Annotated in this window: 17 protein-coding genes and 1 pseudogene; 5 read left to right on the top strand and 13 right to left on the bottom strand. The window is 64.8% G+C overall.

Features of this window, described 5'->3' with window-relative positions:
• Positions 1–32: 32 nt before the first annotated feature.
• The 11 genes from CU110_RS05605 to CU110_RS05555 form a co-directional block, all read right to left on the bottom strand.
• The gene (locus CU110_RS05605) at positions 33–1,163 is read right to left on the bottom strand and encodes a glycosyltransferase family 4 protein (protein WP_127734850.1); all 1,131 of its coding nucleotides are present in this window, start codon (positions 1,161–1,163) and stop codon (positions 33–35) included.
• Positions 1,160–1,966, bottom strand: coding sequence for a glycosyltransferase family 2 protein (locus CU110_RS05600; protein WP_127734847.1), 807 nt, complete (start codon positions 1,964–1,966; stop codon positions 1,160–1,162). The genes CU110_RS05605 and CU110_RS05600 overlap by 4 nt, the downstream gene beginning before the upstream one ends.
• Positions 1,967–2,113: 147 nt before the next feature.
• Positions 2,114–4,066, bottom strand: coding sequence for a glutamine--fructose-6-phosphate transaminase (isomerizing) (gene glmS, locus CU110_RS05595; protein ID WP_084208238.1), 1,953 nt, complete (start codon positions 4,064–4,066; stop codon positions 2,114–2,116).
• On the bottom strand, positions 4,032–5,420 hold the full coding sequence (locus CU110_RS05590; RefSeq protein WP_127734845.1) for a UDP-glucose/GDP-mannose dehydrogenase family protein: 1,389 nt from the start codon (positions 5,418–5,420) through the stop codon (positions 4,032–4,034). The genes glmS and CU110_RS05590 overlap by 35 nt, the downstream gene beginning before the upstream one ends.
• Positions 5,421–5,438: 18 nt before the next feature.
• Complete coding sequence (locus CU110_RS05585; RefSeq protein WP_127734842.1) at positions 5,439–6,263, bottom strand: glycosyltransferase family A protein; 825 nt, start codon at positions 6,261–6,263, stop codon at positions 5,439–5,441.
• A gap of 6 nt (positions 6,264–6,269) precedes the next feature.
• Entirely contained in the window at positions 6,270–8,189 is a 1,920-nt protein-coding gene (locus CU110_RS05580; protein ID WP_164850282.1) for a glycosyltransferase, read from the bottom strand.
• 1 nt (position 8,190) lies between these two features.
• Positions 8,191–11,043 carry a polysaccharide pyruvyl transferase family protein gene (locus CU110_RS05575; RefSeq protein ID WP_127734836.1) on the bottom strand — a complete coding sequence of 951 codons (2,853 nt, stop codon included), beginning with the start codon at positions 11,041–11,043 and terminating at the stop codon, positions 8,191–8,193.
• A complete protein-coding gene (locus tag CU110_RS05570) occupies positions 11,040–12,107 on the bottom strand; it encodes an EpsG family protein (RefSeq protein ID WP_077374117.1) in 1,068 nt (355 codons plus the stop codon). Before CU110_RS05570 ends, CU110_RS05575 begins: the two co-directional genes overlap by 4 nt.
• Positions 12,108–12,109: 2 nt before the next feature.
• Entirely contained in the window at positions 12,110–13,405 is a 1,296-nt protein-coding gene (locus CU110_RS16620) for a sugar transferase (RefSeq protein ID WP_240499683.1), read from the bottom strand.
• Positions 13,402–15,768 (bottom strand): polysaccharide biosynthesis tyrosine autokinase, encoded by a 2,367-nt coding sequence (locus CU110_RS05560; RefSeq protein ID WP_127734833.1) that lies wholly within the window; start codon positions 15,766–15,768, stop codon positions 13,402–13,404. Before CU110_RS05560 ends, CU110_RS16620 begins: the two co-directional genes overlap by 4 nt.
• Before the next feature lie 72 nt (positions 15,769–15,840).
• Positions 15,841–17,040, bottom strand: coding sequence for a polysaccharide export protein (locus CU110_RS05555; RefSeq protein ID WP_127734830.1), 1,200 nt, complete (start codon positions 17,038–17,040; stop codon positions 15,841–15,843).
• Between the two features lie 343 nt (positions 17,041–17,383).
• On the opposite strand from CU110_RS05555, the gene CU110_RS05550 reads away from it, so the two are divergent.
• The 4 genes and pseudogenes from CU110_RS05550 to CU110_RS05540 all read left to right on the top strand — a co-directional run.
• Positions 17,384–18,202, top strand: a complete 819-nt coding sequence (locus tag CU110_RS05550) for a YjbF family lipoprotein (protein ID WP_127734828.1) — start codon at positions 17,384–17,386, stop codon at positions 18,200–18,202.
• Positions 18,203–18,326: 124 nt separating this feature from the next.
• Positions 18,327–20,135 carry a YjbH domain-containing protein gene (locus tag CU110_RS17525; RefSeq protein WP_205694067.1) on the top strand — a complete coding sequence of 603 codons (1,809 nt, stop codon included), beginning with the start codon at positions 18,327–18,329 and terminating at the stop codon, positions 20,133–20,135.
• The gene (locus CU110_RS17520; RefSeq protein WP_205694094.1) at positions 20,057–21,280 is read left to right on the top strand and encodes a YjbH domain-containing protein; all 1,224 of its coding nucleotides are present in this window, start codon (positions 20,057–20,059) and stop codon (positions 21,278–21,280) included. The genes CU110_RS17525 and CU110_RS17520 overlap by 79 nt, the downstream gene beginning before the upstream one ends.
• Before the next feature lie 79 nt (positions 21,281–21,359).
• Positions 21,360–21,578 (top strand): annotated as a pseudogene (locus tag CU110_RS05540) (hypothetical protein); the annotation flags it as partial.
• Here CU110_RS05540 and CU110_RS05535 read toward each other — a convergent pair.
• Positions 21,535–23,265: an acetyl-CoA hydrolase/transferase family protein gene (locus CU110_RS05535; RefSeq protein ID WP_240665486.1), complete on the bottom strand. Its 1,731-nt coding sequence runs from the start codon at positions 23,263–23,265 to the stop codon at positions 21,535–21,537. The pseudogene CU110_RS05540 and the gene CU110_RS05535 sit on opposite strands and share 44 nt — an antisense overlap.
• Positions 23,266–23,357: 92 nt before the next feature.
• Complete coding sequence (locus CU110_RS05530) at positions 23,358–24,299, bottom strand: LysR family transcriptional regulator (protein WP_077374134.1); 942 nt, start codon at positions 24,297–24,299, stop codon at positions 23,358–23,360.
• 293 nt (positions 24,300–24,592) lie between these two features.
• On the opposite strand from CU110_RS05530, the gene CU110_RS05525 reads away from it, so the two are divergent.
• Positions 24,593–24,892, top strand: coding sequence for a hypothetical protein (locus CU110_RS05525; protein WP_077374137.1), 300 nt, complete (start codon positions 24,593–24,595; stop codon positions 24,890–24,892).
• Positions 24,893–24,895 lie beyond the last annotated feature (3 nt).

The raw sequence follows: 24,895 nt of genomic DNA, 5'->3' as shown, positions 1-24,895 counted from the left end.
CGGCGATAGCCTCCTGCTGTCGTACCTGAAGATCAGATGACACGTAGCAGTGCCGGGGCTTCCAGTCCCTCCAGCACGGCCTGCCAACTGGCCTCGACGGTACGGCGCGAAAACCGCTCCAGGCCGTAATCGACATTGGCACGCAGGCGCGCAAGCACTTCATCATCACCGAGCACGGCGCCCAGCTGCTGACTGAACGCTGCCACATTGCCCTGCTCGACCAGATAGCCATTGATGCCATGCTTGAGGATCTCGCGGGGCCCGGCCGGGCAGGCGAAGCTGATGCAGGGCACGCCACAGCTGAGCGCCTCGACCAGTACCAGCCCGAAGCCTTCGAAGCGTGATGACAGCACGAACAGGTCTGCCGCGGCGTACTCGCGCCGGATGTCGCTGCACTGGCCGGGCATCTGAATCTGGCGCGTGATGCCAAGCCGCTCCGCCTGCGCCTCCAGCGCCTCGCGTGCATCACCCTCGCCGACGATGCGCAGCACCCAGCCATCACGCGATTCGGCGGGAATCGCCGCCCATGCCTCCAGCAGCAGATCAAAGCCCTTCTGGTGCGTCAGGCGCCCCACCGCCACCGCCACCTTCGGCGGCCGGGCCTGACGCTGGAGGATCTCGTGCTCCAGCGGATTGAGGTTGGGCACGACGCTCAGACGCTCGCTGGACTGGGGGAGCAGCTGCTCCCAGTATTCGCGGTCCTCATGGGAAAGCACCACGATACGATCGGCCCGCCTGGCCGCGAGACGCCGCGCGACATTGCGCCGTGGCACGCCGAGATCCGAGGTGGCATTGAAGTGTTCCCAGCAGAGATAGCGCGTGCGCCGCAGCAGATAGCTGGGCAGCAAGAGTGGCAGGAAACCGATGCTCTCGACCACGATCACCACGTCCGGTCGCTTGCGCAGCACCATCCAGAAAAGCCGCAGGAACAGCAGCACGCCGCGCAGCGCCCCCAGATGCTGACGTTTTGGATACAGCGATTCATGCACGATATCCTCGTGCAGGGGATAGGGGCTGTCGGCAGGGCCATGCTCGCTGACCACCTCCACCTGATAGTCACCGCTGGCCGCCAGCATGTTGGCGGTATCGGCGCAGGCACGCTCGGTGCCGCCGGTGCGCGACTGGGCGCCGGTGTAGAACAGGATATGCTTGCGAGTGCTCATGACGCGTATTGGCTCCGCCGAATCAATTGCCGGGACAGGGAAGGACTGAACGCATAGCTCATCAGCAACGCCTTTTCCTTCAACGACAGCTGACGCAATGCCGCCCAGGATGACTGGCGCAGCTGAGACATCACCACCTGCCTCACCTGGTCATCGTCGTGGGTCTTGTTGATGGCCTGGCGCATGATGAAGCTCACACCGACGAAGCGCAGGGCGCGAATCTCCAGCAGTGCCAGGCCGTGGGCGGCCGCGAACTGCTCGCGGTAGCGGGAATCGAACACCTGCCAGCTGCGGTGAAATCGGGCCAGCTCGCGATTGCCGAAGGGCTTGCGGGTCAGAGAACCGTCGCTGCGCTTGTCGAAGCGATACAGCACCTGGGGCAGATAGAGAACGCGTGCCGCCCGACCGAACAGCTCGAGGTTGTAGAGACCATCCTGGGAAACAGGAAGATCAGGAAAGCTCAGGGCACAGGCGAGATCGGCACGGATCGCCTTGCCCCAGGGAGCGGAGACGATGCGGTCGTGCATGAAATCGGTGAAGGCCTGCATCTGGGTGCGCTCAAGGGGCTGGCTGCACAGTGGCGTGCTCTCCCGCTCTCCCTGTGGCCCCTGCAGGCAATAACGGAACACCACCACCTGCGGGCAATCGAAGGCCACGATCTGCGCCTTGAGCGTATCCAGGGCGCCGGCCACGAAGGTGTCATCCGCATCGCAGAACAGCACATAGCGGCCACGTGCCAGACTCAGGCCATGGTTGCGGGTCGGCCCGGGCCCGAGATTCTCGGCATTGCGGCACAGTACCAAGCGACATCATGTGGCCGCAAATGGCGACACTTCATGCCCCCTTGTTCACCACAGACTAATAAGCTGCTGATATTCAAACAAGGCGACATGTCGCCAAAAACCGAATTCATGAGGGTTCATGTCGCAAACTCCTTGCATCTCATGCGATCACTCTACCGTGACACTCTTGGCGAGATTGCGCGGCTGATCGACATCGGTACCCTTGAGCACGGCGACGTGATAGGACAGCAGCTGCAGCGGGACCGCATAGACGATCGGCGCGAGGAAGCGACACACCCCCGGCACGGTGACGACGTGCACGCCCTCACCGGCCTTGAGGCTGACTTCCGGGTCGGCGAACACGAACAGCTGGCCGCCACGCGCGCGGACTTCCTGAAGGTTGGACTTCAGCTTCTCCATCAGGTCATCCATCGGCGCGACCGCCACCACCGGCATGTCCTCATCGATCAAGGCCAGCGGGCCGTGCTTGAGCTCACCCGCCGCATAGGCTTCGGCGTGGATATAGGAGATTTCCTTGAGCTTGAGCGCACCCTCCATCGCGATCGGGTACTGGCTGCCGCGCCCGAGGAACAGGGTGTGATGGCGATGCATGAACTTCTCGGCCAACTGGGCGATTTCCCCGTTCAGCCCCAGCGATTGCTCGATGACATGCGGCAGGTCCTTGAGACGCATCAGCAGCTGACGCGTGAGCAGGTCATCTTCCTCGTCCTGCGGCTGTCGACGGCTCTGGCGCAGGGCCAGCGTGGTCAGCATCAGCGCCACCAGCTGGGTGGTGAAGGCCTTGGTGGAAGCCACCCCGATCTCCGGCCCGGCATGGGTCAGCAGTGACAGATCCGACTCACGAACCAGCGAGCTTCCCGCCACGTTGCAGATGGCCAGACTCGCCAGGTAATGCCCTGCCTGCGGCCCCTCGCGGTTGAGCTTCTGGATATCCCGCAGGGCCGCCAGCGTGTCGGCGGTCTCGCCGGACTGCGACAGGGTGATGAACAGCGTGCCCGGGGCCGCGACACGCTCGCGGTAACGAAACTCCGAGGCCACCTCGACCTGCGCCGGAATGCCGGCGACCTCTTCGAGCCAGTAACGCGCCACCATGCCGGCGTGATAGCTGGTCCCGCAGGCGATGATCTGCACCTGACGCACATCGGCCAGCAGCTGCGTCAGTCGCTCGACATCGACGACTTCCCTGCCCTTCTCGGCGCCATCATCCGCGGCCAGGAAGGAATGGCGCGAGACCTCGAAGGCCTCCAGGCGCACGCCCTGCGGGTCGAGACGCTCGGCCAGGGTACGCGACAGCACGGTGGGCTGCTCCATGATCTCCTTCATCATGAAGTGGCGATACTCACCCTTGCCCGCCGCTTCGACGCTGTGCTCATAGCGCACCACTTCGCGGGTCACCGGCGTGAGCTCATCCTGCTCGGCGCCGCGTTCCAGCACCTGGATGCCACTCGGGCTGATGGCCACCATGTCGCCCTCATCCAGATAGATGAAGCGGTCGGTGACCGGCAGCAGTGCCAGCGGGTCAGAAGCGATGAAGTGCTCCTCGATTCCCACACCCACGACCAGCGGGCTGCCCTGACGGGCGCCGACCAGCAGCTCGGGATTCTGCTGTTCCATCACCGCCAGCGCGAAAGCGCCATCCAGACGCGCGGTGACCACATTGACCGCCTCCGGCAGCGCACGGCCAGCGCGCAGTTCGCGGTCGACCAGATGCGCGACCACCTCGGTGTCCGTCTCGGAAGTGAAGTCATAGCCCTCCTGCTCCAGCTCACGGCGCAGCGCCTCGTGGTTCTCGATGATGCCATTGTGCACCACGGCCACGCGCTCGCTCGAGAGGTGCGGGTGCGCGTTGTGCTGGGCCGGACGCCCGTGGGTGGCCCAGCGGGTATGGGCGACGCCGATGGCACCGGACAGCGGCGCTTCACGCAGCTCGTCCTCCAGCGCGCGGACCTTGCCGACGGCACGCGCACGGCGCAGTTCACCGGCGGGGTCGATCACGGCCACGCCAGCGGAGTCGTAACCCCGGTATTCGAGGCGATGCAGCCCCTCGATGAGAATCTTGCTGATGTCACGCTGAGCCAGGCCGGCAACGATGCCACACATGGAAAGCTCCTTGTCTGCTCAGCGCCAGGGTGTCGCCACGGCCGACCGCGTAATACATCAGGCCGGCAGACTTCATGGCGGACGGCTCGAAGAGGTTGCGGCCATCCACCACCACCGGGAAGGCCAGCTGGGTCTTGAGCCAGCCGGCATCCAGCGTGCGGAATTCCTTCCACTCGGTGCAGATCACCAGCGCATCCGCGCCCTTGACCGCCTGGATGCGATCCGCCACCAGCACCAGATCATCGCGCTCGCCGTAGATGCGGCGTGTCTCACGCATGGATTCCGGGTCATAGGCCTGCACCTTGGCGCCCGCCGCCCACAGCGCTTCCATCAGCGTGCGGCTCGGCGCATCGCGCATGTCATCGGTGTTCGGCTTGAAGGCCAGCCCCCAGACGGCGATGGTCTTGCCGGCGAGATCGCCATCGAAGGCGCGTGACAGCTTCTCGAACAGCGTGACCTTCTGACGCTTGTTGACGGATTCCACCGCGGTGAGCAGCTCGGCCTCATAGCCGATCTGGCTGGCGGTACGCGCCAGCGCCTGGACATCCTTCGGGAAGCAGGAGCCACCGTAGCCACAGCCCGGGTAGATGAAGTGGTAGCCGATGCGCGGGTCACTGCCGATCCCGCGGCGCACTTCCTCGATATCCGCCCCGAGACGCTCGGCCAGGTTGGAGATCTCGTTCATGAAGCTGATCTTGGTGGCCAGCATCGCGTTGGCGGCGTACTTGGTCAGCTCGGCGGCACGCACATCCATGAACATCAGCTTTTCATGATTGCGATTGTAGGGGGCGTAGCATTCGCGCATGCGCTCGCGCACCTTCTCGGAATCGGTGCCGACCACGATGCGGGCACCACGCGTGAAGTCCTCCAGCGCCGCGCCCTCCTTGAGGAATTCCGGGTTGGAGCAGACATCGAAATCCACGCTCACGCCGCGGTGCTTGAGCACCTCAGCCACGCGGGCGTGCACGCGGTCTGCCGTGCCCACCGGCACGGTGGACTTGTCGATGATGACCTTGTAGTCATCCATGTACTCACCGATGCTCTCGGCCACCGCCAGCACGTACTTGAGGTCAGCACTGCCATCTTCATCCGGCGGCGTGCCCACGGCGATGAACTGCAGCACGCCGTGCGCGACGGCCTCGCGGGGGTCGGTGGTGAAGCTCAGACGGCCGGCTTCCACGTTGCGCAGCAGCATGCTCTCGAGTCCCGGCTCGTAGATGGGAATCTCGCCCTGCTTGAGGCGCTCGATCTTGGCGGCGTCCACGTCCATGCACACCACATCATGTCCCACATCGGCCAGGCAGGTACCGGTGACCAGGCCTACATAACCGCTTCCGAAAATCGTGATCTTCATTGAGTGTCGCGCGGGCGACTAGCGGAAGAAATTGCCGACGAAGGTCGCCAGATAGCCGCGCTTGAAAGCGATCGGGGCCTTGCGAACCAGGAAGGCCAGTGCCAGCGGCGAGAAGCGACTGCCAGTGACCCGAGCGAACATCCGCCCCTTGGTGCGCGCCTTGGCGGGCGAGCTGTAGAAGTCGCTGCCGGAGGTGACCCCCGCATGGGCGACGATGCCCAGATTGGCGCGCATCAGGCGCGCGCCCTGACGGCGGGCATCGCTCATCACGATGAATTCCTCGCCGGAGGGTTGGTCGGTGCCCAGCCCGAACTGCTCATCGAAGCGGGCATGGAACTGACAGAGATCCAGCGCCATGTCCACCGAGCGCACGCGAGCCAGTGACATCAGGGTGTGGGCCTTGAAGGCGACCGGCGGTGCCGGACGATCCGGGTCCCGTTCGTGCAAGGGGAAGGCCTTGACGTGCGGGAAGCTGATCGCCGCCGCCTCGGTACAGGTGAAGGCTTCCATCACCAGCGACACGGCCTGGGGATGCAGCTGGACATCGTCGTCCAGGATGTAGGCGTAGCGTGTCGGGCAGGCCGCCAGCGCGATGTTGCGGCTCTTGGAGAGACCACGCCCCGCGACCGCCAGATACTCGAAACGGCTGTCGAAATGGGCCAGCACGTACTCGCGGAAGATATCGCGCTGCGCCTCGTCCTGATGGGCTTCCGACAGCTGATGCACGATCAGGAAGCGGGCACCGGGCAGCTCGTCATAACGCGGCACGCTGTAGATCCCGGCATCCAGGGTCGAGATCAGGAAGGTCAGTTCCGGCACCTGACGACGGGCGCTGTCTTCCACCTGACGTTAACGATGTTTTGCATAACCGTTCACCGCGTAATGGACAAAGTTGCGACTGGCGCTGATCACATCCATCCCCAGCACCTCACGATACAGACGCCACTGGTAGGCGGCGGCCTTGAACTTGTTGGAGGACACGCTGCTCTCGCGACGCGTGTAACGCGCCAGCGGCTCGGGCATGCCCTGCGCCGGGCCCAGCTGACCGATGATGATCAGCCACAGCGCCAGGTCCTGACGCTTGCGGATGGTCGGCATGTAGAAACGCCCGAAGCGCCCCGCGTCATAGATGGCGGTCAGGCAGCCGATGGAGTTGGAGCGCAGCATGTCGTCACGCGTCAGACGCGCCGGCGGTGCGAAGTGGGAGACATGGTTGCCCTGCTCATCCACCATCTCGTAGCCGGTGTAGGACAGTCCGGCGCCGGTCTCCTGCATGAAGGCGATCTGGCGTTCGATCTTCTCCGGCAGCCAGGCATCATCGGCGTCCAGGAAGGCGATGTAGCGGCCCTGGGCCTCGGCGATGGCACGGTTGCGGGCACGCCCCGGCCCGCCGTTGGTGTCGGTCTCGAGGATGCGGATCTCGACGTCGCCGGTCTCCAGTGCCGCGAAATCCTCGCGCAGTCGCGCGGCGGCACCATCGGGTGAGGCATCGTCGCTGATCAGGATCTCGCGCACCGGCTCGCTCTGGGCCAGCACGGAATCGACGGCGGCATGCAGGCGGCGGTCATAGCCGTAGTTGGGCATGATGACGGACACATCAGCCATGGGCCTTCTCCTCGGCACCAGGCGCGTGATCAGGCGTTGATAGTCCGGCAGCACCGCATCACGGCTGTAGTGGGCAAAGCTCTCGCGTGCGGCCTTCGAGAGATGTAGCAGGCGATGGTCGTCAAATTCGAGACGCGCCAGCTCGTGCGCCAGCTCCTGCACGATCTCCACCTCACCGGCACTGTCCGCTTCGGCACTCAGCACGCCATCGACATCGTGGCGAATCAATGCCAGCGGGCCTGAGCGCACCGGGCGTGACAGGCACGGCAGGCCCTCACGCTTGGCTTCCAGCACGTTCATCGGCAGGCATTCACGCTCGGACGTCAGCAACAGCAGACGGGCTCGGCGCAACTCACGCGAGACGTCCTGCAGCGCGCCGGTGAACAGCACCCGGGTATCATCCGGCACGCTGTCGTCGTTGGCGCCCTGGAAGACCTTCAGCCCCAGCTCGTGGCACAGCGCCAGCAAGGACTCACGTTCCGGACCATCCCCGACCAGCACCAGACGCCCGCGGCGGTAACCCGAATGGGCAAAGGCACGGATCGCCAGATCGACACGCTTGATCGGCGCCAGACGCCCCACCATCACCACGTCGGCCTGACGCTCGCACTCGGCGCGCGTCTCGCGCTCCGCGAGATCATCCAGATAGTTGGGGATCACCGTCGGTTGCAGACCACGCCGCCGCCAGCATTCCGCATCCACCTCGTTGAGCACCTGCAGGACATCGAGATGACGATAGAGCAGGTGCTTGATGACGCGCTTGGCGCGACGATCGTGATGATAGGCGCTGTGCTCCTGGGCGATGACGCGGGTCAGCGGGCGCGAATTGCCCGCCTCGTCACGGCCTCCGGTGCCACGCGCCGCCAGCTGGGCGGCCAGATGGAAGGCGAAGTAGCCGCTGACCATCACCTCGATGCGCGCCTCCAGCATCAGACGACGCAGATGCGTCACCCAGTGGCGGAAGTTCTTGCGCGTACCGGTGGCGGGCAGTCCCAGAGTGCGGTATTCGACACCCTCGAGACGGCCCCAGTAGGGCTCGCCTTCACGCACCGACACCAGCGTGACCTGATGGCTGTCGCGCAGATCACGCGCCAGGCCGTGCATCACCTTCTCGACGCCACCGCAGGCGCTGATGTCCTGGATCAACAGAGCGACATGGGCCATGTCAGACTCCTCGCACGACAGGCTCGCTGTCGTGGGTGGCGCTGTCGTGGGTGGCGTGCTCAGCGGCCGGAGCATCCGTGGCCACGGGGTCCGTCGCGTCAGGTGCCTTGGCAGCCGTCGGCGCCGGATAGGCGTCATCATTGAGCTTGAGCTCACGCTGGCCCCAGACACCGGCGCGTCCCGGTGCGCGGCGCAGGAAGTCCCGCGTGATGTCGGCGGTGATCGCCAGCTTGTCGGCGATGACGCGCTCGGCAAGCGCCGGGAAGGCCTTGTCGGCGACCAGCGCCTCGATGTCGGCCACGATGCGTGCCGGGTCGAAGTTCTCGATGTCCTGAACGCTGTCGCCGAGCCCGAAGTCACGCATGATGCCCGGCGCCTTGGGGCCACAGTAGGACAGCGCGTAGACCGGCGTGCCGGACATCAGCGCGAAGATGACCGAGTGGAAACGCGTGCCCACCAGGAATTCAGCGTCGCGGTAGAGATCCACCAGCGCATCCGGGCTCGGGTCGCCCTGCACCAGCTCGATGCGCGTGGCGAGCTCCTGGCCCCCGTCAGCGGCGGCCAGTGCCTTCTGCAGGTGATCGAACACCAGCTGGGAGATGCGCTGGTCATTCTCGATATCGGTCGGGCCCAGCACGTGCGGCACGATCATCAGGCGCTCGATGCCCAGACGCTCCCGGGATTCCAGCAGTGAACGCGACAGCACCTCGACACGCTCGGCGAAGGCCTGCTGATCCAGCCCCCACCAGTCACGCAGGGTGATCACGGCATAGGGTGAGGCCACGCCGCCCGGTGCCTTGACCTCGGCATGTTCATCGCTCGCCCGCGGGGCCATGGCGAAGGCCATGTCGGTGCCCAGCAGCGCATGCGGCAGCTTCGGGTCGGCCTTCTGGGTCATGGCGTGGGTGATCTCCTCACGCGAGACCACCAGGCAGTCGCTCAGGGTGCGCAGGAAGAAGCGCTCCTGGGCCGGGGTCTTGAACGGGCCGAAGGAGTGGCCCAGCAACAGCACGCGCTTGCCGGCCTTGCGCGCCAGCATCACCGGCGCCAGATAGCCGATCAGCGCCAGCCAGGAAGACAGGGTCTTCTTGAAGCTGCCGTTGTGGAAGATATGACCGCCCTTCACCACCACCAGGTCGGCACCATCGATGACATCGTTGCCGCTCTTGCCCTGCTTGCCGAACGCCATCTTGGCCCCCAGCCCCAGCAGCGAGGTGACGAAGCGCAGCTTGTCACGCATCGGCGGCATCAAGGGCTGACCGACGGTGACGCGCTCGCGGTAGCGGCGACGAATGTGGCGGAAGGGTCCGCGCTCGGTGGCGAACACCTGATCATCGATGGGCAGGATATCGATGCGATGGCCTTCGGCCTTCGCCACGCCTTCACCGGAGACATCGCTGCGGCCGTGTTCGGCATCGATCAGCTGGTCGAGGAAGTCGATGGTGCCCATCAGGATGGCGGAGTCGCCCTTGTTGTCGTCATGCCATCCGTGCGTCATGCATATCTTGGCCATGCTGTTCGTCCTTCTGTCCGTAATGTCGCTGTTCGAGAGGATCGCCATCGCCAGCATCACCAGCTCCGCGGTGACCGGCACGCACAGGAAGAGGTGGTAGAGGTCGATGCCCAGAAGGCTGCCGCTCTCGCCGGACGCGTTGCCGAGCGAGTGATTGAGCGCCGCGATCGAAAGGCCCCCACCGACCACCAGAATGGCCCCGGTGCTCTGGCACAGCAGGCGCTTGCCATTCAGGCGCAGTGCCGCCAGACGCGTGAAGGCGCAGGTGACGAAGGCGTGCACCAGGTAGACCAGCGCGAAGGCGCGCAGTGTCATGGTCAGGCGCGGGTAGGCGCCGCTCAGGAAGTGCTCGGCCAGCCACGGCGCCACCAGTGCCAGACCGCCCGCCACCGGCAGCGCGAAGCCGCTGGCGATGATCAGGTATTCCTTGAGGCGGCCATCACCCTGGGTCAGCTTGGGCAGGTAGTAGCGATACAGGCTGGTGGGGAAGACATAGAGCGCGAACACGATGGAAGTCACCACCGAGACACTGGCCACCTGGGCGGGCGCGAAGGCGAGCCCGGCCAGGATCACCCAGGCCTGCAGGTAGGCGAATGACATCAGGTTGTTGTAGAGAAAGCCGCGTCCACGCGCGAAGTCCGCCTTGCTCGGCAGGCGACTTGAGCTTGCGCCATCGCGGCTGGCAGCCGCCGCCCGGGCATCCGCCGCCGCGTCATGTGACAGCCACATGCCCAGCAGCATCACGATGACCAGCGCGAGGGCACCGACCATCACGAAGGTGGCCACCGGTGCCAGGCCGAACATGCCGGACGGCGTGGTCAGCTCGGCGCTGAATTCGGCGCCGGTCAGCAGCGCGACGCCCTGATGATAGAGCGCCGGACCTGCCGCGCAGGCGACCGCGATCGCCACCGCCAGCGAGATCAGCACCGTCATCAGATTGACGCGCCCCAGGCGCTCCTGACGCTGCAGGCGCGAATTGACCATCTGCAGGCCGACCTGCTCCGCCCCGGCGCGCAGGGCACAGAAGGCGAAAATGAAGGCAGACAGCCCCAGCAGCGGCGCGATGCCCACGGCGAAGGCGATGGACAGCAAGGCGTAGAGGCCGATGCCGACGCCCATCCAGCGGCGCAGCGCCGCGCCACTGGCACCATCTTCGGTGACCAGCAGCACCTCGTTGCCGCCCATGCGCGCCAGCACGCCCAGCAACACCGCATAGTTGAGAGCCAGGGCATATTCCCCGAAGGCCTCGGGCGCCACGGCTCGCGCCAGCAGCAGGCCCGCCGCGGACGACAGGCCACGCGCCATCAGGTTGAACAGCGAGAAGATCAGCGCTTCGCTCATGACTGACCTCCATTGCCGACCACCAGTGCTTCATCGCTCAAGAAATAGAATTGGTAGTTGTTCAAGAAATCATGATCCTGATTGCCGGCCGCCACCTTCAGCGACATGAAGAACAACGCCATCATCAGCGCACCGCTGATCAGACTGGGCAGCAGCTTGTCGCGGAAGTGCTCGATGACGTCACAGATGACGAAGATGGCAAACGGCAGGAAGTAGTAGCTGGCGCGGGCCACGTGCTCACCATAGGTGATGAACAGGGTGTAGAGCGCCACGCCGATGAACATCAGATTGAAGGCCCAGGGGTCCAGTGACAGGCGGAAATGCTTCCAGAGTCCCAGCGTCCCCAGGCAGATCAGCAGATAGATGACATAGAGCTTCTGCCCGCCCCCGGAAAAATCCTCGAAGTAGTGGGCATAGAGCCCCAGCGCGCTGAGTGCGCTCTTGGCCAGCGGTCCTGCCACGAAACACAGCGGCAGCAGCCCCAGATAGACCCAGAAGGGATAGGCACGTCGCAGCAGCGGGTAGAGCACCAGCAACGGCAGATACAGCGCCAGGGTGTAGTGGAAGCTGGTGCCGACGAGCATCAGCACCAGCGCCGGCAGCCGCATGCCACGCTCCAGACAGGCCATCGCCACCATGAACAGGGCGATCGCCACGTGCTGCTTGACGAAGCCGAAGGCCGAGAGATAGATCAGCGGCAGGCAGACGAAGAACAGCAGGCACCAGGCCAGGTTGCGGCGGCTCATCACCAGTGCGGTGACGAAGCAAGATACATAGAGGAAGGCAGTGATGAAGAAGAACAGCTGCGGTTCCCCCCAGGCCCGAGCCATGCGCGCCAGTGCCGCCGGCGCGGGTTCGAGGAAGCTCAGGTCGACCTGCCAGGTGGCCATCTGGCGATACGAGAAGTAGTCGTATCCTGCGTCGTAACGCAATGCCATGAACGCCAGACACAGCCCGCCACCCAGCCAGGCACCCACCATGCGGGTGCGCTCGCTGGCCGCCAGTGGCAGAACTGCCACCAGCAGGGCCATGAAGCCGACGTAATAGCCACTGACGGTCAGCATGCTCAGCGTGCCCCGAAACCGGTCAGCATGGTCTTGATGGTACGACCGACGATCAACAGATCCAGCCACACGGAGAAGCGCTTGATGTAGTAGAAGTCGTGTTCGAGCTTCTCGCGCGTCTCGTCAGCGTCGGAGGCGTACCCCTGGGTCACCTGCGCCCAGCCGGTGATGCCCGGACGAACCACGTGACGGTAGTTGTAGAACGGAATCTGTTCGGCGAATTCATTCACGAACTTGACCTGCTCCGGACGCGGACCGATGAGGCTCATCTCGCCCTTGAGCACGTTGATGAACTGCGGCAGCTCATCGATGCGGGTCTTGCGGATCACGCGGCCGATACGGGTCACGCGCATGTCGTTGGCCTGGGCGAACTGGGCACCGGACTTCTCGCTGTCATGGCACATGCTGCGGAACTTGAACATGCGATACGGACGTCCGCCCTGACCGACACGCTCCTGCACGAAGAACACGCCACCCGGCGAATCCAGACGGATCAGCACGGCAGTCACCAGGCAGATCGGCAGCACGAACGGGGCCACCGCCAGCACGGCCAGCACGTCGAACAGACGCTTGAACAGCTCATATTCACTGTTGGGTGCCAGCTGACCGAAGCTGTTCTCGCGCACCTGGTTCAGCTCCACGCGACCGGTGAGCGACTCGCGCACTTCACTGGCGTCGTAGACCGGAATGCGGTTGAGCACGCAGTTGGCCAGGAAACGCTGCCACTCGGCCGGCATCTCGGCTTCCAGATCCGCGACCACGCCGTTGTAGCGCTCCTGGCCCAGGTCCGGTGCGCGCATCAGGTTCCAGCGCGCCCCACGAGTGGTGAACAGGTTGCGATAGTCACCGAACGGCACCACGGCCAGCTTGCGGATGCGGGTGCGCTGCTCGGCCCAGAAGCCGATGGAGCAGATCAGCATCGCCGCGAGCCAGGAGCTGCCCAGCACGATACGGCTGAAGCGCAGATCCAGCGCGATCAGCACGCTCATCGCCAGCAGATAGCTGATGGTGATGGCCGGCAGCACGTAGGCGAATGCCTTGGCACCGGGGTAGCGCGACATGTGACGGATCGCCTGCAGCGCGAGCAGGAAGCCACCGCTGGCCGCGATGACGCTGTGCATGCGCATCTCGCTGACCCAGGGGCGCAGGCCATTGATCAGCAACAGCGGGACACCCACCGCCAGAATCAGACCCACCAGCGCCTGACACAGCGAGTTGAACATCAGACGTTCGTACATGCGCGAATGTCGCTGACGCCCCTCGAGTCCGGTCGTCGCTGGATTTGTCGTCGTGTTCATGTGCCTGTCTCCCCCTTGGTTTTTGCGCCGCCCTGATACTGGTAGTCGTGATAGCTGTAGCCGTAGCTGTAGGCCGTGGTCGCCTTGCGCTCGACGGCGTTGAGGATGGCGCCATCCACGCTCACGCCACTGGAAGCGAAGCGCTCCAATGCCGCTTCGATTTCCTTGGGCGAGTTGTGCATGAAGCGCGTCACCATCACGCTGACGCCGCACAGCTTGCCGACGATGGCTGCATCGGTGACCGCCAGGATCGGCGGCGTATCCACGATGACCATGTCGAAGTTCTCGCTGGCCCACTCGAGCAGCTCGGAGAAGCGCGCCTGCAGCAGCAACTCGGAGGGATTGCTCGGTGAGGTGCCGCGAGCCACGTAGCAGAGGGTGTCCGGTGTCTCACCGTCTTCGCCGACCACCGCCAGGCTCTCGTCGGCGATGCTGCGGATGATGGCGCTGCGCTCCACCTTGCCGAGCAGGTAGTCGCTCAGCCCCGGTGCCACGGCGCCCACCTGTTGGCCCGCCATGCTCTGATGCACGTGACCACGGCGCATGTCGGCATCGATCACCAGCACGCGGTTGCCTGCCTGGGCACAGACGGCGGCCAGGTTGGCGGACACGAAGCTCTTGCCGATGCCCGGGCTGGGGCCGCAGATCATCAGGCGGTTGTCGGGCGCTTCCATCATCGCGAAGTGCAGGCTGGTACGCAGACCCCGCAGACCCTCGATGGAGAGGTCCGCCGGATTGCGCACCGCCAGCAGGCCAGGCGCGGCATTGCCGGCCGCCGCCGTGGCGCCCTTGCCGAGCTTGAAGGAGGAGAAGCGCTTGATGCCTCGCGCCAGGCGACGATTGAGGCGCGCCTGCTCCTCGGAGAGCGGCAGGGTCGCATGCACGTTGAGGCCGAGATCGGAAAGCTCCGACGGTGTCTCGATGCCACGATGCAGCAGCGAGCGCAGCAGCACGAAGACCACACCCAACATGGCGCCCAGCAGGGTCGCGATCACCACGATCATCGCCTTGCGCGGGCTGACCGGGTGCGGCTGCGCCACGGCCTCATCCAGGATGCGGATGTTGCCGATGGTGCTGGCCTGGGCGATGTTCATTTCCTGGGTCTTGTTGAGCAGCTGCACGTAGATCTGCTGATTGACCTCGACTTCACGCTCCAGACGCAGGATCTCCTGCTGGGTGTCCGGAAGATCCCCCACCTGCTTCTCGAGCTCACTGCGCGTGCGCTCAAGATCCGCGCGCTTCTTGCGCAGTGCCACGTAGCTTGGGTGACTCGGGTTGAACTTGCCGGAGAGCTCCGCTTCCTCGAGCTGGGTCTGGTTGAGCTGGTTGTCGATGTTCACCAGCTGCTCGAGCACCGACTTGGTCTCGAGATCCAGATTCACGCTGTCGCTCTTGCCGCGATAGGCATTGAGACGCTCTTCGGCCTCGGTCAGCTTCTTGCGGACGGTCGGCACCTGTTCCTTGAGGAATTCGAGCGACTTCTCCGCTTCCGCCGATTGACGGTCGATGTTCTGCTGCTGATAGGTCTCGGTGATGCGTTCAAGCACCTGCTGGGTGCGCAGCGGGTCTTCCCCCACCAGTGCCAGCCCCAGCACGCCGGTCTCCTTGCCCATCTCGGCCACCGCGAAGCGCGCGCGCAGCGCATTGGTGGCTTCCAGAGTGGACTGGTGCATCAGGGTGAACTCGGCCCCCTCGCCCGCGGTGAGCGAGGTCACCTCGAGACTCACCTCGCCCAGCGGCCCCTCGAAACGCTCACGCTTGCCCACCGAGCCTGTGCCGAGCACCTTGCCGTCGTAGCGCAGTTCATAGCGGCCCTGCTCACCCGAGCCGAGCGTCACCAGCGTCAGCGGGACGTTGTCCCAGGCCTTGGGCACGGCCAGGCTGGCCACTTCCAGTGACTCGCCGGCCCACACCATGCTGGAACCGGACAGCCAGCTCGGGCGCTCCACCTCGTGGCTGCGCAGGAAGGTCCCGATCACCGGGTACTGGTAAGGCTTGACCACCAGATCCAGCTGCTCCTTCTTGACGGTCTCGCCCAGCACCAGGCGCGAGGTGATGATCTGGATCTCGGATTCCGACGGCGGCGCCTCCCCCCGCAGCATGCTGGAGACATCCCGCAGCGGATTCATGTTGCTGCCACCATCCTCGACCTGCACCAGCGCATCGGCCTTGTAGATCGGCGTCGCCAGCAGCGCATAGAGCACCGCCAGCACGGTGAAGGTGCCGGTGATCAGCGCCAGCGTCAGGCGGCTGTCATACAGCTGACCCAGCATGCGGCCCAGATCGAGACTGGTGCGCGCCGGTACCGCTGCGGGTTCGGTGGCCCCCGTCTGACGGGAGGAATGGGCATTGCGAATCGACATCGTTGAGTCACTCTCCTGGTGTCCTGCCCGTGCATCGCGCGACGGGCAGGGACGCCTTGACGACCCCTCGCCTTACTGGCCGAGGGTATCGAGGTTGTCCTGGATTTCGGTGCTGTAGTAGATGGAGCTCACGGTGGGCAGCAACTGACTGATCACGCGGTTCCAGCGCGACACCGGCGCGGCCGTGACATAGACGACATCCTGCGGCTTGAGCGCGAAGTCGGCGCCCAGAATCAGGGCCGTAGTGTTGCGAGCATCCAGCTGATAGACGGTGGCCAGCTTCTCGGGGTCTTCCCGGTCCCGCCGTACCACGAAGATGCCGGAGGCATCCGCGGAGTCTTCCTTGATGCCGCCCGCCTGGGCGATGGCATCGGTCAGCGAGATGGGGCTTCTGCCCAGCGGCAGGCTGACCGACTTGTCGACCTCACCCATCACGAACACCTTGCGGGTCCCGACATCCGGCACATACAGGACATCACCGTCCTTGAGCAGCCGATCATCACGTGCCTCGCCGGTCGCCGCATTGCGCTGTGCCAGCAGCTCATAGAGGGATATGACGGTCTCCTCGCCATTGCGCTTGAGCACCACGTTGTGCCAGTCCGCGTCTCCGGTCATGCCGCCGGCAGCGGCGATGGCATCGAGCAGACTCAACGGCACATCATTGATGGGCTGCACGCCAGGCTGCTCCACCTCACCGCTGATCCGCACCTTCTGACTGCGGAAGGCCGCCACCTTGACGTCGATCTGCGGCTCGTTGAGGTAGGGCTGGAGGCGCTCGCCCAGCACCCGACGGATCTCGTCCAGGGTCTTGCCGCTGACCTGGACACGGCCGATGTAGGGATAGAAGAGCGTGCCGTCGGCATGCACCACGTTGCCGGCTTCCTGGGCGCTGCGCTCGGAGCCCGTGGGCAACGACAGCTCCGGGTGGTCATAGACGACGATATTGAGAATGTCGCCCGGCCCCACGTGGTACTGATAATCCGGCGCCAGTTGCGCACGGGTGCTGCTGTTGAGCTCCTGGGTCAGCGCCTGCTCCAGCTCGCGCTGGGTGCCGTCACCCCGAGCCGCCTGGCGTGCCTGGGCATCCGCCCGCGCCTGGGCCTTGATCAAGCCGAAGGTGATGGGCTCCACATCGACGATGTCATCCACCGGCGCGGCCGAGGTGTCATAGTCGATGTCGCCACCGGGCGCGAAGACGCAGCCCGCCAGTCCGGTGAGGGCGCCGAGGCTCAAGCTGGCGCCCAGAAGTCGTGCGATCAGTGCATTTTTCATCTGAAGTCCGTTGAGTCGACAGACCCGAGCGCTGTTACAAAAATCCAATAAAAACATTGCTTTGTATCATCATCAGCACGACGTGTGTCGCTAACCGCCACATGGCGACGTAGCCGATTACAGACAGTGAAACGCTGGGTTCGTCTGCAAATCGACACATCCTTCACAAGAATTTCAGCAGCCATGCGGATCAAGTCCAGCGCCCGCGGTGTCTGAAAGATCGACAGGCATGTCTGCTTTTATCCACACCACGATTACTCTTTTTTACATAAATATTTCGCTTTCCATCAACGCCACATCGACGCGACCTCTCTCGCTAGACAGCCGACATTTTCTGGTTAACATGGGCCTCGCTTTGGTACCACCGGAACTACTGGTACTACCGGCACGACTGGCACCACCGGCACGACTGGCACCACCGGTACCACTGGCACGACCGGTAGCGTTCCCACCGGCAGCGCCGCTGGCATCGCTGACGCTGCTGGGCATCACTGCCTGTGCCGTGTCAGTGAGCGGCTGTGCCCAGATAGTGGCCAGTTCGGTGGGCGATGCCTTCGGCAAGGATGACTTCGAGGCGGCGCGCGCCAGTGAACTGCCCTACGCCTCCCTCAAGTTCCTGCATGGCAACAACACGGCACTGGTCGTGTTGGCCACGCTCGAGGATGAGGGACGCATCGCGCGTTTCGAGAGCCAGGACCGCGGCATCATCGAACTGCGCGACGGCGTACTGTCCGCGACATCCGGCTTCACGCGAGACATCGCGGACAGGCATGAGCAAAGCACTACCGGGCGCGCCTTGGCGCGTCCGGCCTGGCTGATGGCTGACGACAGCCGCTATCGCGTCAGTGTCAGCGCCCTGAGCCCCTATCCTCGCCGGCTGGAGCGGGCAGATGCCGCTTCCTCCGGCAGTCAGCATCAAGATGACGTGCCGGTGATGCAGGTGCATGAAGCCGATGCACATCTGCGCTGTGAGGCCGCCGCGCCACACGCGCTGCCACTGGCCGAGCTGTCGCTGCAACACTGCACCGAGACCCTGGCATGGGACGATGGCCACACCACCACCAACGAGATATGGCGCGATGCCACTCGGGTGTGGGCCGCCGACATGACGGCCTGGCCGGACGGGCCACGCTTCGGCTGGGAGATCGCCAAGGCATGGTAATCTGGCCGCCCTGCTGACCCCGACCCTCGCCCGGGCGAACGAGACGCCGCTGCCCTTCAGCGCCGCCAGCACGCCACTGGCCAGTCAGGTACTGGAACAGCAATGGTCCTCCCATCAGACCCGCATGGCGCTGGACTGGCGCTACAGCTTCGTCAGCACGCCGCTGATTCGCCGGCAGATGGCCGCGACCGCCAACCGCCTGAGCGCCGAGATTGAACTGATCGCGGCTCGCTACGCGGTGGGAGCACCTGAGGGCAGCTCTCGGGCCGCCTATGTCGAGGGGTTGCACGCCTGGCAGCGCTATCTCGATCAGGGCCGTCAACAGGGTGAGCCACGCAGCGTGCTGGCACGCCTGCCCGGCCAGCTGAATCCGCTCACTGACATGCGCGATGGCCCGGGGGCGATACGCATCGCCCCCGGCATGGTGATCGGCGCCTGTCAGGCCCCCCGCGACGTGGTGATTCTGGACGCCAGTGGCGTGCACCAGCGCCAGTGGAGCCCCGGCCTGACACTGGACGCCTTGATCGATGAGCGCCGCGCCGCCGACTCGCTGGGCCAGGCGGCACGAGCCAGCCTCGTCACCCCCCAGGGGCAGGTGCTCACGCGGCCCATCGCCAGCTGGAATCGCCTCACGCGTGGCGCAGCCGACCTGCCGGTCGCGCCGGGAGCCAGTCTGGTGATCCATACCCCCGGTATCGATACCGCGCAGCAATGGGTCAACGAGGCGCTGCCGCAATGGCTGGCCAGCCGCCTGCCCGGTGAGAACTGTCACAGCTGGCAGCTGGACGCCGCCTCGCTGCCGCCATACCCTCATTCACGCTCACGCGCCTGTCGCGCGGGAGCATGCGAGACGCCCATGTCGAGTCCTTTTCGCCCAGCCCATCCCTCCACGCGCCCCCGAGACGAGCAGCGCCCTGCTCCGGCACGCACCGGCTGGCTGGCGCTCGGCATGGCAGGAGGCCTGCTCGGCGCCCAGATCGCCCACGCCGCCACTGGGGAATCCCAGAGTGATTTCGGCGGCGTGGGGCTGATGCAGACTCCCACGGCACGCTTCGCCCCACAGGGCGAGCTGAGCTTCACCTACAGCCGTACCCAGCCCTACAAGCGCTTCAGCGTCAACGCCGCCCCCTTCGAGTGGATGGAGCTGGGCTTTCGCTATGTCTCGGTGGAAACGGTCAGCTACGGTGAGGCCGCCCCGGACCGCGACTACCTGGATAAATCCTTCGACACCAAGTTCCGGCTCTGGGAAGAGGACCGTTATCGCCCGGCACTCGCGGTGGGCCTGCGAGATCTCGGTGGTACGGGGCTGTTCAGCTCTGAATATCTGGTGGCCAGCAAGCGCTACGGTGATCTTGATGTCAGTCTGGGGCTCGGCTGGGGCTATCTGGGCACGCGGGGCGACTTCAGCAACCCTCTGGCGCTGGTGAGAAGCAGCCTCGAGACGCGCAGCGATACCACCAGCGACAACGGGGGCGACTTCCAGCTGGGCAGCATGTTCAGTGGCAGCCCGGCCGTCTTCGGTGGCATCGAATATCAGACGCCCTGGGACCCGCTGACCCTGATGCTGGAATACGAGGGCAACGACTACTCCGACGAGCCCCTGACGGTGGAGATAGACCAGGATTCACCGTTCAATCTGGGCGCGACGTTCAAGGTCAATGACAACCTGTCGCTGCATGGCGGCTGGGAGCGCGGCAACACCGCCATGCTGGGCCTGTCGCTGTCCACCAATCTGGCGGGGCTGGCTCAGGCCAAGGATGACGGCACCCCGGAAGATGTCGCCCCCAGTCACCATTCGCGCTACCGCCATGACCAGACCCCGGAAGCCTTCCGGGTGCGCTCGCTGGATGCCGGCTGGAGGACGTCGACTGGCAGGCACTGGCCGCGACGCTGCGTGCCCAGACGGGGCTTGAAGTCTCCCGCCTGCGGGTAGAGGGCGAGACCTTGGTCATCGAGGCGGAGGCCACGCGCTTTCGCAAGGACCTGCAGGCCGAAGGCCGCGCCAATCGCGTACTGCACAACCGCCTGCCCGCCGAGATCACCCACTTCCGCTACCGCCTGAGCAGCAACGGCCTGGCGCTGCGCGAGGATGAGCATCCGCGAGAGGCCTTCGTCGCGGCCGCCAACGACAGACGTTTCGGTGCCGAGTACGAGCATTCCATCACCGCTCGCGCCGCCTCTCCCGCGCCTGACGACGACGCCAGCGCGGAGGCCGCCACGCTGCTGGACAGGGAACCCGCCGGTTTCAACTGGGGATTCTCGCCCAACCTGAAACAGAACTTCGGCGGACCGGACGGCTATCTCTACCAGCTCAACCTGCAGCTGGATGCCCTGTGGCGCACCGATCGCAATGGCTGGTTCTCCGGCGTGGCCACCTATCAGCTGGCCGACAACTACGAGAACTACGAGTACATCGCCGACTCCGACCTGCCACGCGTGCGCACCTACGTCGGGGATTACGTCAAGGAGACCGATCTGGGCATCACCAATCTGCAGTACACCCGCACTCATCAGTTCGGGCGTGACTGGTATGCCCAGGCCTACGGCGGCATTCTCGAGATGATGTATGCCGGTGTCGGTGCCGAGGTGCTCTATCGCCCGATGAACAGCTCGCTGGCACTGGGGCTGGATATCAACCGCGTCCGCCAGCGGGAATTCGATCAGCAGTTCGGCCTGCGCGACTATTCCGTCACCACCGGCCATGCCACCGCCTACTGGCAGTCCGGCTGGCACGATGTGCTGGTCAAGGGCTCGGTGGGGCGCTATCTGGCCGGCGATATCGGCGCGACGCTGGATCTGTCCCGCCGCTTCTCCAACGGGGTCAGCGTCGGGGCCTGGGCGACCATGACCGATGCCGGCGATGACTATGGCGAGGGCAGCTTCGACAAGGGGCTCTACGTCAGCATTCCGCTGGACGCCTTCTTCACCACCTCCAGCAAGGGCAGTACCGGCTTTGCCTGGGCACCGCTGACCCGTGATGGTGGTGCACGCCTCAATCGTCGCTACCAGCTCTATTACATGACCGATGACCGGGACCCCGAGGGCTACTGGGAAGGGATCGACAAGGTCTACAAGTAATCCGTGCGTGAGTATGTTTCACTGCCGGCTGAAGCGTGCCGATGATGGCACCTGACTCACTGTGGCTGACCCTGACCCGATGAATATTCCGATTACCGACGTATCGCCGTTCGCTACCGGCGATACGACACCTGTGAATCCCGAGATCACCTGCAGCAACTGCCAGGCCTGCTGCTGCAGGCTTGAGGTCATCCTGCTCACCGATACCGGCGTGCCGGACTATCTGATCGACGAGGATGAGTGGGGGGGCGAAGTCATGCGCCGCCTCGATGATGGCTGGTGTGCCGCCGTCGATCGCGAGACGCTGATGTGCACCATCTATGATCGCCGCCCCCAGCTATGCCGTGACTATGAGATGGGCAGCCCGGAATGCGAAGACGAGCGCAAGGAAAACGGTCTGGATCAGTGATCCGTCCTCCCGTGCACAGGGCGCGCATGTTGCCGTGCACTTCCACCTCGCGATGCCAGCTGAGCGCCTGCTCCAGGCAATGCGGGGTATGGCCGCCCCGCCGGCAGGCCTCCTCGAAGTAGGCCCGCAGCGCGGGACGATAGCGCGGGTCGGCGCAGTTCTCGATCACCAGTACCGCACGTTCTCGCGGTGCCAGCCCCCGCAGATCCGCCAGGCCGTGTTCGGTCACCAGAATGTCCACGTCATGCTCGGTGTGATCCACGTGACTGACGAAGGGCACCACGCTCGAGATATCCCCGCCCTTGGCCAGTGACTTGGTGATGAACACCGAGAGCTGGGCATTGCGCGCGAAGTCCCCGGAGCCGCCGATACCGTTCATCATCCGCGTGCCGCACACGTGGGTGGAGTTGACGTTGCCGTAGATGTCGAATTCCAGCGCGGTATTCACGGCGATGACGCCGAGACGCCGCACGATGCCCGGATGATTGGACAGCTCCTGCGGACGCAGGATCAGACGGTCACGGTAACGCTCGAGGTCCTTCCACAGGGTGCGCCCGCGCTCCTCGGTGACGGTGATGGAGGAGCCGGAGGCGAAGTCGAGCTTGCCGGCATCCAGCAGATCGAAGGTGGAGTCCTGCAATACCTCCGAGTACATGGTGAGGTGCTCGAAGGGCCCCTCCTTCAGTCCGCTCATCACCGCGTTGGCCATGCTGCCGATCCCGGCCTGCAGCGGCAGCAACGCAGGCGTCAGACGCCCCAGCGTGACCTCCTGCTTGAGCAGTTCGACCAGATGGTCCGCCATCCGCCGGGTATCCTCATCCGGCGGGGTACAGGTCGAGGGGCTGTCCTTGCCACGCGTCAACACGATGGCGGCGATCCTGGCAGGATCGATGGGGATGTACGGCGTGCCGATACGCGAATCCGGCGCCACCACCGGGATCGGCTGACGGCTGGGGCGCATCTGCGGAATGTAGATATCGTGCAGTCCCTCGAGTGCCGCCGGGGACTCGAGATTGAGCTCGATGATCACCTTGTCGGCCAGAATCGCGTAGCTGGCCGAATTGCCCACCGAGGTGGTCGGCACGATGCCGCCGTCGGTGGTGATGGCACTGGCCTCGACCACCGCGACGTCCATGTCACTCAGCTGATGGTTGCGCAGCAGCTCCACCGTCTCCGAGAGATGCTGATCCATGAACATCACTTCGCCGGCATTGATGGCACGGCGCAGCACCGGATCGACCTGGAACGGCATGCGCCGCGCCAGCATGTGGGCGTCCGCCATCTGACCGTCCAGGTCATTGCCCAGCGAGGCGCCGGTCATCAGCGTGATGGCGAACGGCTCGCGGCGCGCCTTCTCCACCAGCGCCAGCGGCAGGGCCTTGGCCTCCCCCGCCCGCGTGAAGCCGCTCATGCCCACCGTCATGCCATCGCGAATCAGCTCGGCGGCCTGGCTCGCGCTCATGTGGCGTGACTCCCATCCCTGCCAGCGACAGCGCCGGGCGAGCTCGCCACGCAGCGCCTCGTCAAGCTCCGTCACCTCCATGCGCGACAGCAGCGAGAAGCTGTCATCCAGCATCCCACGCGCCGTGGCGGCGTCGCATCAGGCCTTGGTCGCAAGCCGGGGTCGCGCACTGAAACAGGACGGTGCGCTCCAAGCGACGCCAGGCGTTACACCATGCCGTCGAGGTCCATGTTGTCGAAGCTTTCCGGGGCATCGGCGTAGCCGTAGAGCGTGTTGCGGCGCTGCAGGCGGAATTCGCCCAGCAGCTGCTCATAGCGACGCGGCACCTCGGCATTGTCACGCGTGACGATGTACAGGTTCTCGTAGACGGCCTCGGTGAGCGGCATCTCGCGCACCTGGCGCTGCCACGGGGAGGTCTCCAGCACCGTGCGCGAGACGACGGTGAAGCCCAGGCCACGTGCCACGGCATCCAGCACCATGCCGATGTCGTTGGTGAAACCCTGCTGCGGGAAGTGGCTCATCGAGCGGAATTCACCAGCGAAGTTCTCACGCAGCAAGGCGCTGGCGTTGTTGACGCCGTCGGCGTAATTCATGAAGCCCAGCGCCATCAGCTCATTGAGACTGTTGCCGGCGAAGTCGGCGGGCACCACCAGGCACAGCGGCTCCTGATGCCACAGCTCGAAGTTGAGATCCGGATGCTTGACTGGCTCGGTGACGATGCCAAGATCGAAGCGCCCCGCCAGCACGTCCTGCACGATCTCGGAATTGAAGGCGAAGCTGTAGCTGACCGTCAGCCCCGGATGCTGCTGCTGATAGCCGAGCGTGAACGGATAGAACATCAGCCCGACGCTTGAGGGGCTGGCCACACGGCATTCCCCGCTGTCAGGCGAGTCATCATCCAGCGAGTGCATGAACTGGGTGTGCTCGGCAAACAGCTTGACGGAGTAGTCGTAACAGCGACGCCCCGCTGCGGTGAGCGAGAACTTGCGTCCCTGACGGTTGAGCAGCGAGCGCCCCAGGTACTGCTCCAGCTTGCGGATATGCTGGCTGACGCCGGGCTGGGTCATTTCCAGCTTGCGCGCGGTATGGGTAAAGCTGCCGGTCTCCACCAGGGTGATGAAGGTACGAAAATACTGGGCGTTGAACATGGAGGCACTGACCACTCACGAACGGGGGACGCGACTCGGCGCGTCGTGTTGCCGATAGCTGCCTGAATGTCTGCACAGGGCCACCGACCCGCAAAGCCCATGATTCTACCAGAGCCAGCCGCCATGCGCAGCGCTGCGCCGTGGCGCCCTCGCGTGTTAGCATCATCCTCATTGCCAGGTGCCGCTCTGGCTGCGTCTTTCGTGGGCGATGCCCGAATGACGCGGCAGGGCTCGGCGCCTTTCCTCTGCCCCGACCAGTCCTCGCGACTGGCCCGAATCACGAGATGCTCCAGATGCTTGATCCACTGGCCGCGCGCGGCGAAGCCATCCACAAGGCACTGCTCGCCATGGAAAGCGAATGCGCCGAAGTCGACCTCTTCCCGCTGGGATACATGATTCCCCAGGTGGAACTGGTTCTCGAGAACGCCGATTACGATGCCGCCGATGTGGTCGCGGAAGATTTTGACGCCACCTTCGAAGAGTGGATGCAGCACGCCTTTGCCCAGGACGGCATGAGCGTGGACGACCGCGAGCGCATCGCCGAACTCTGGGCAGAAGCCCGGAACCGCGCCCAGTCAGCCGTGGGCGCCTGACAC

Origin of the sequence: Cobetia sp. ICG0124 (assembly GCF_004006355.1) — a bacterium.
In the GTDB taxonomy this organism is placed as follows: domain Bacteria; phylum Pseudomonadota; class Gammaproteobacteria; order Pseudomonadales; family Halomonadaceae; genus Cobetia; species Cobetia marina.
The sequence above is the reverse complement of the archived record's forward strand: the minus strand, read 5'-3'. Positions and strand labels throughout refer to the sequence as shown.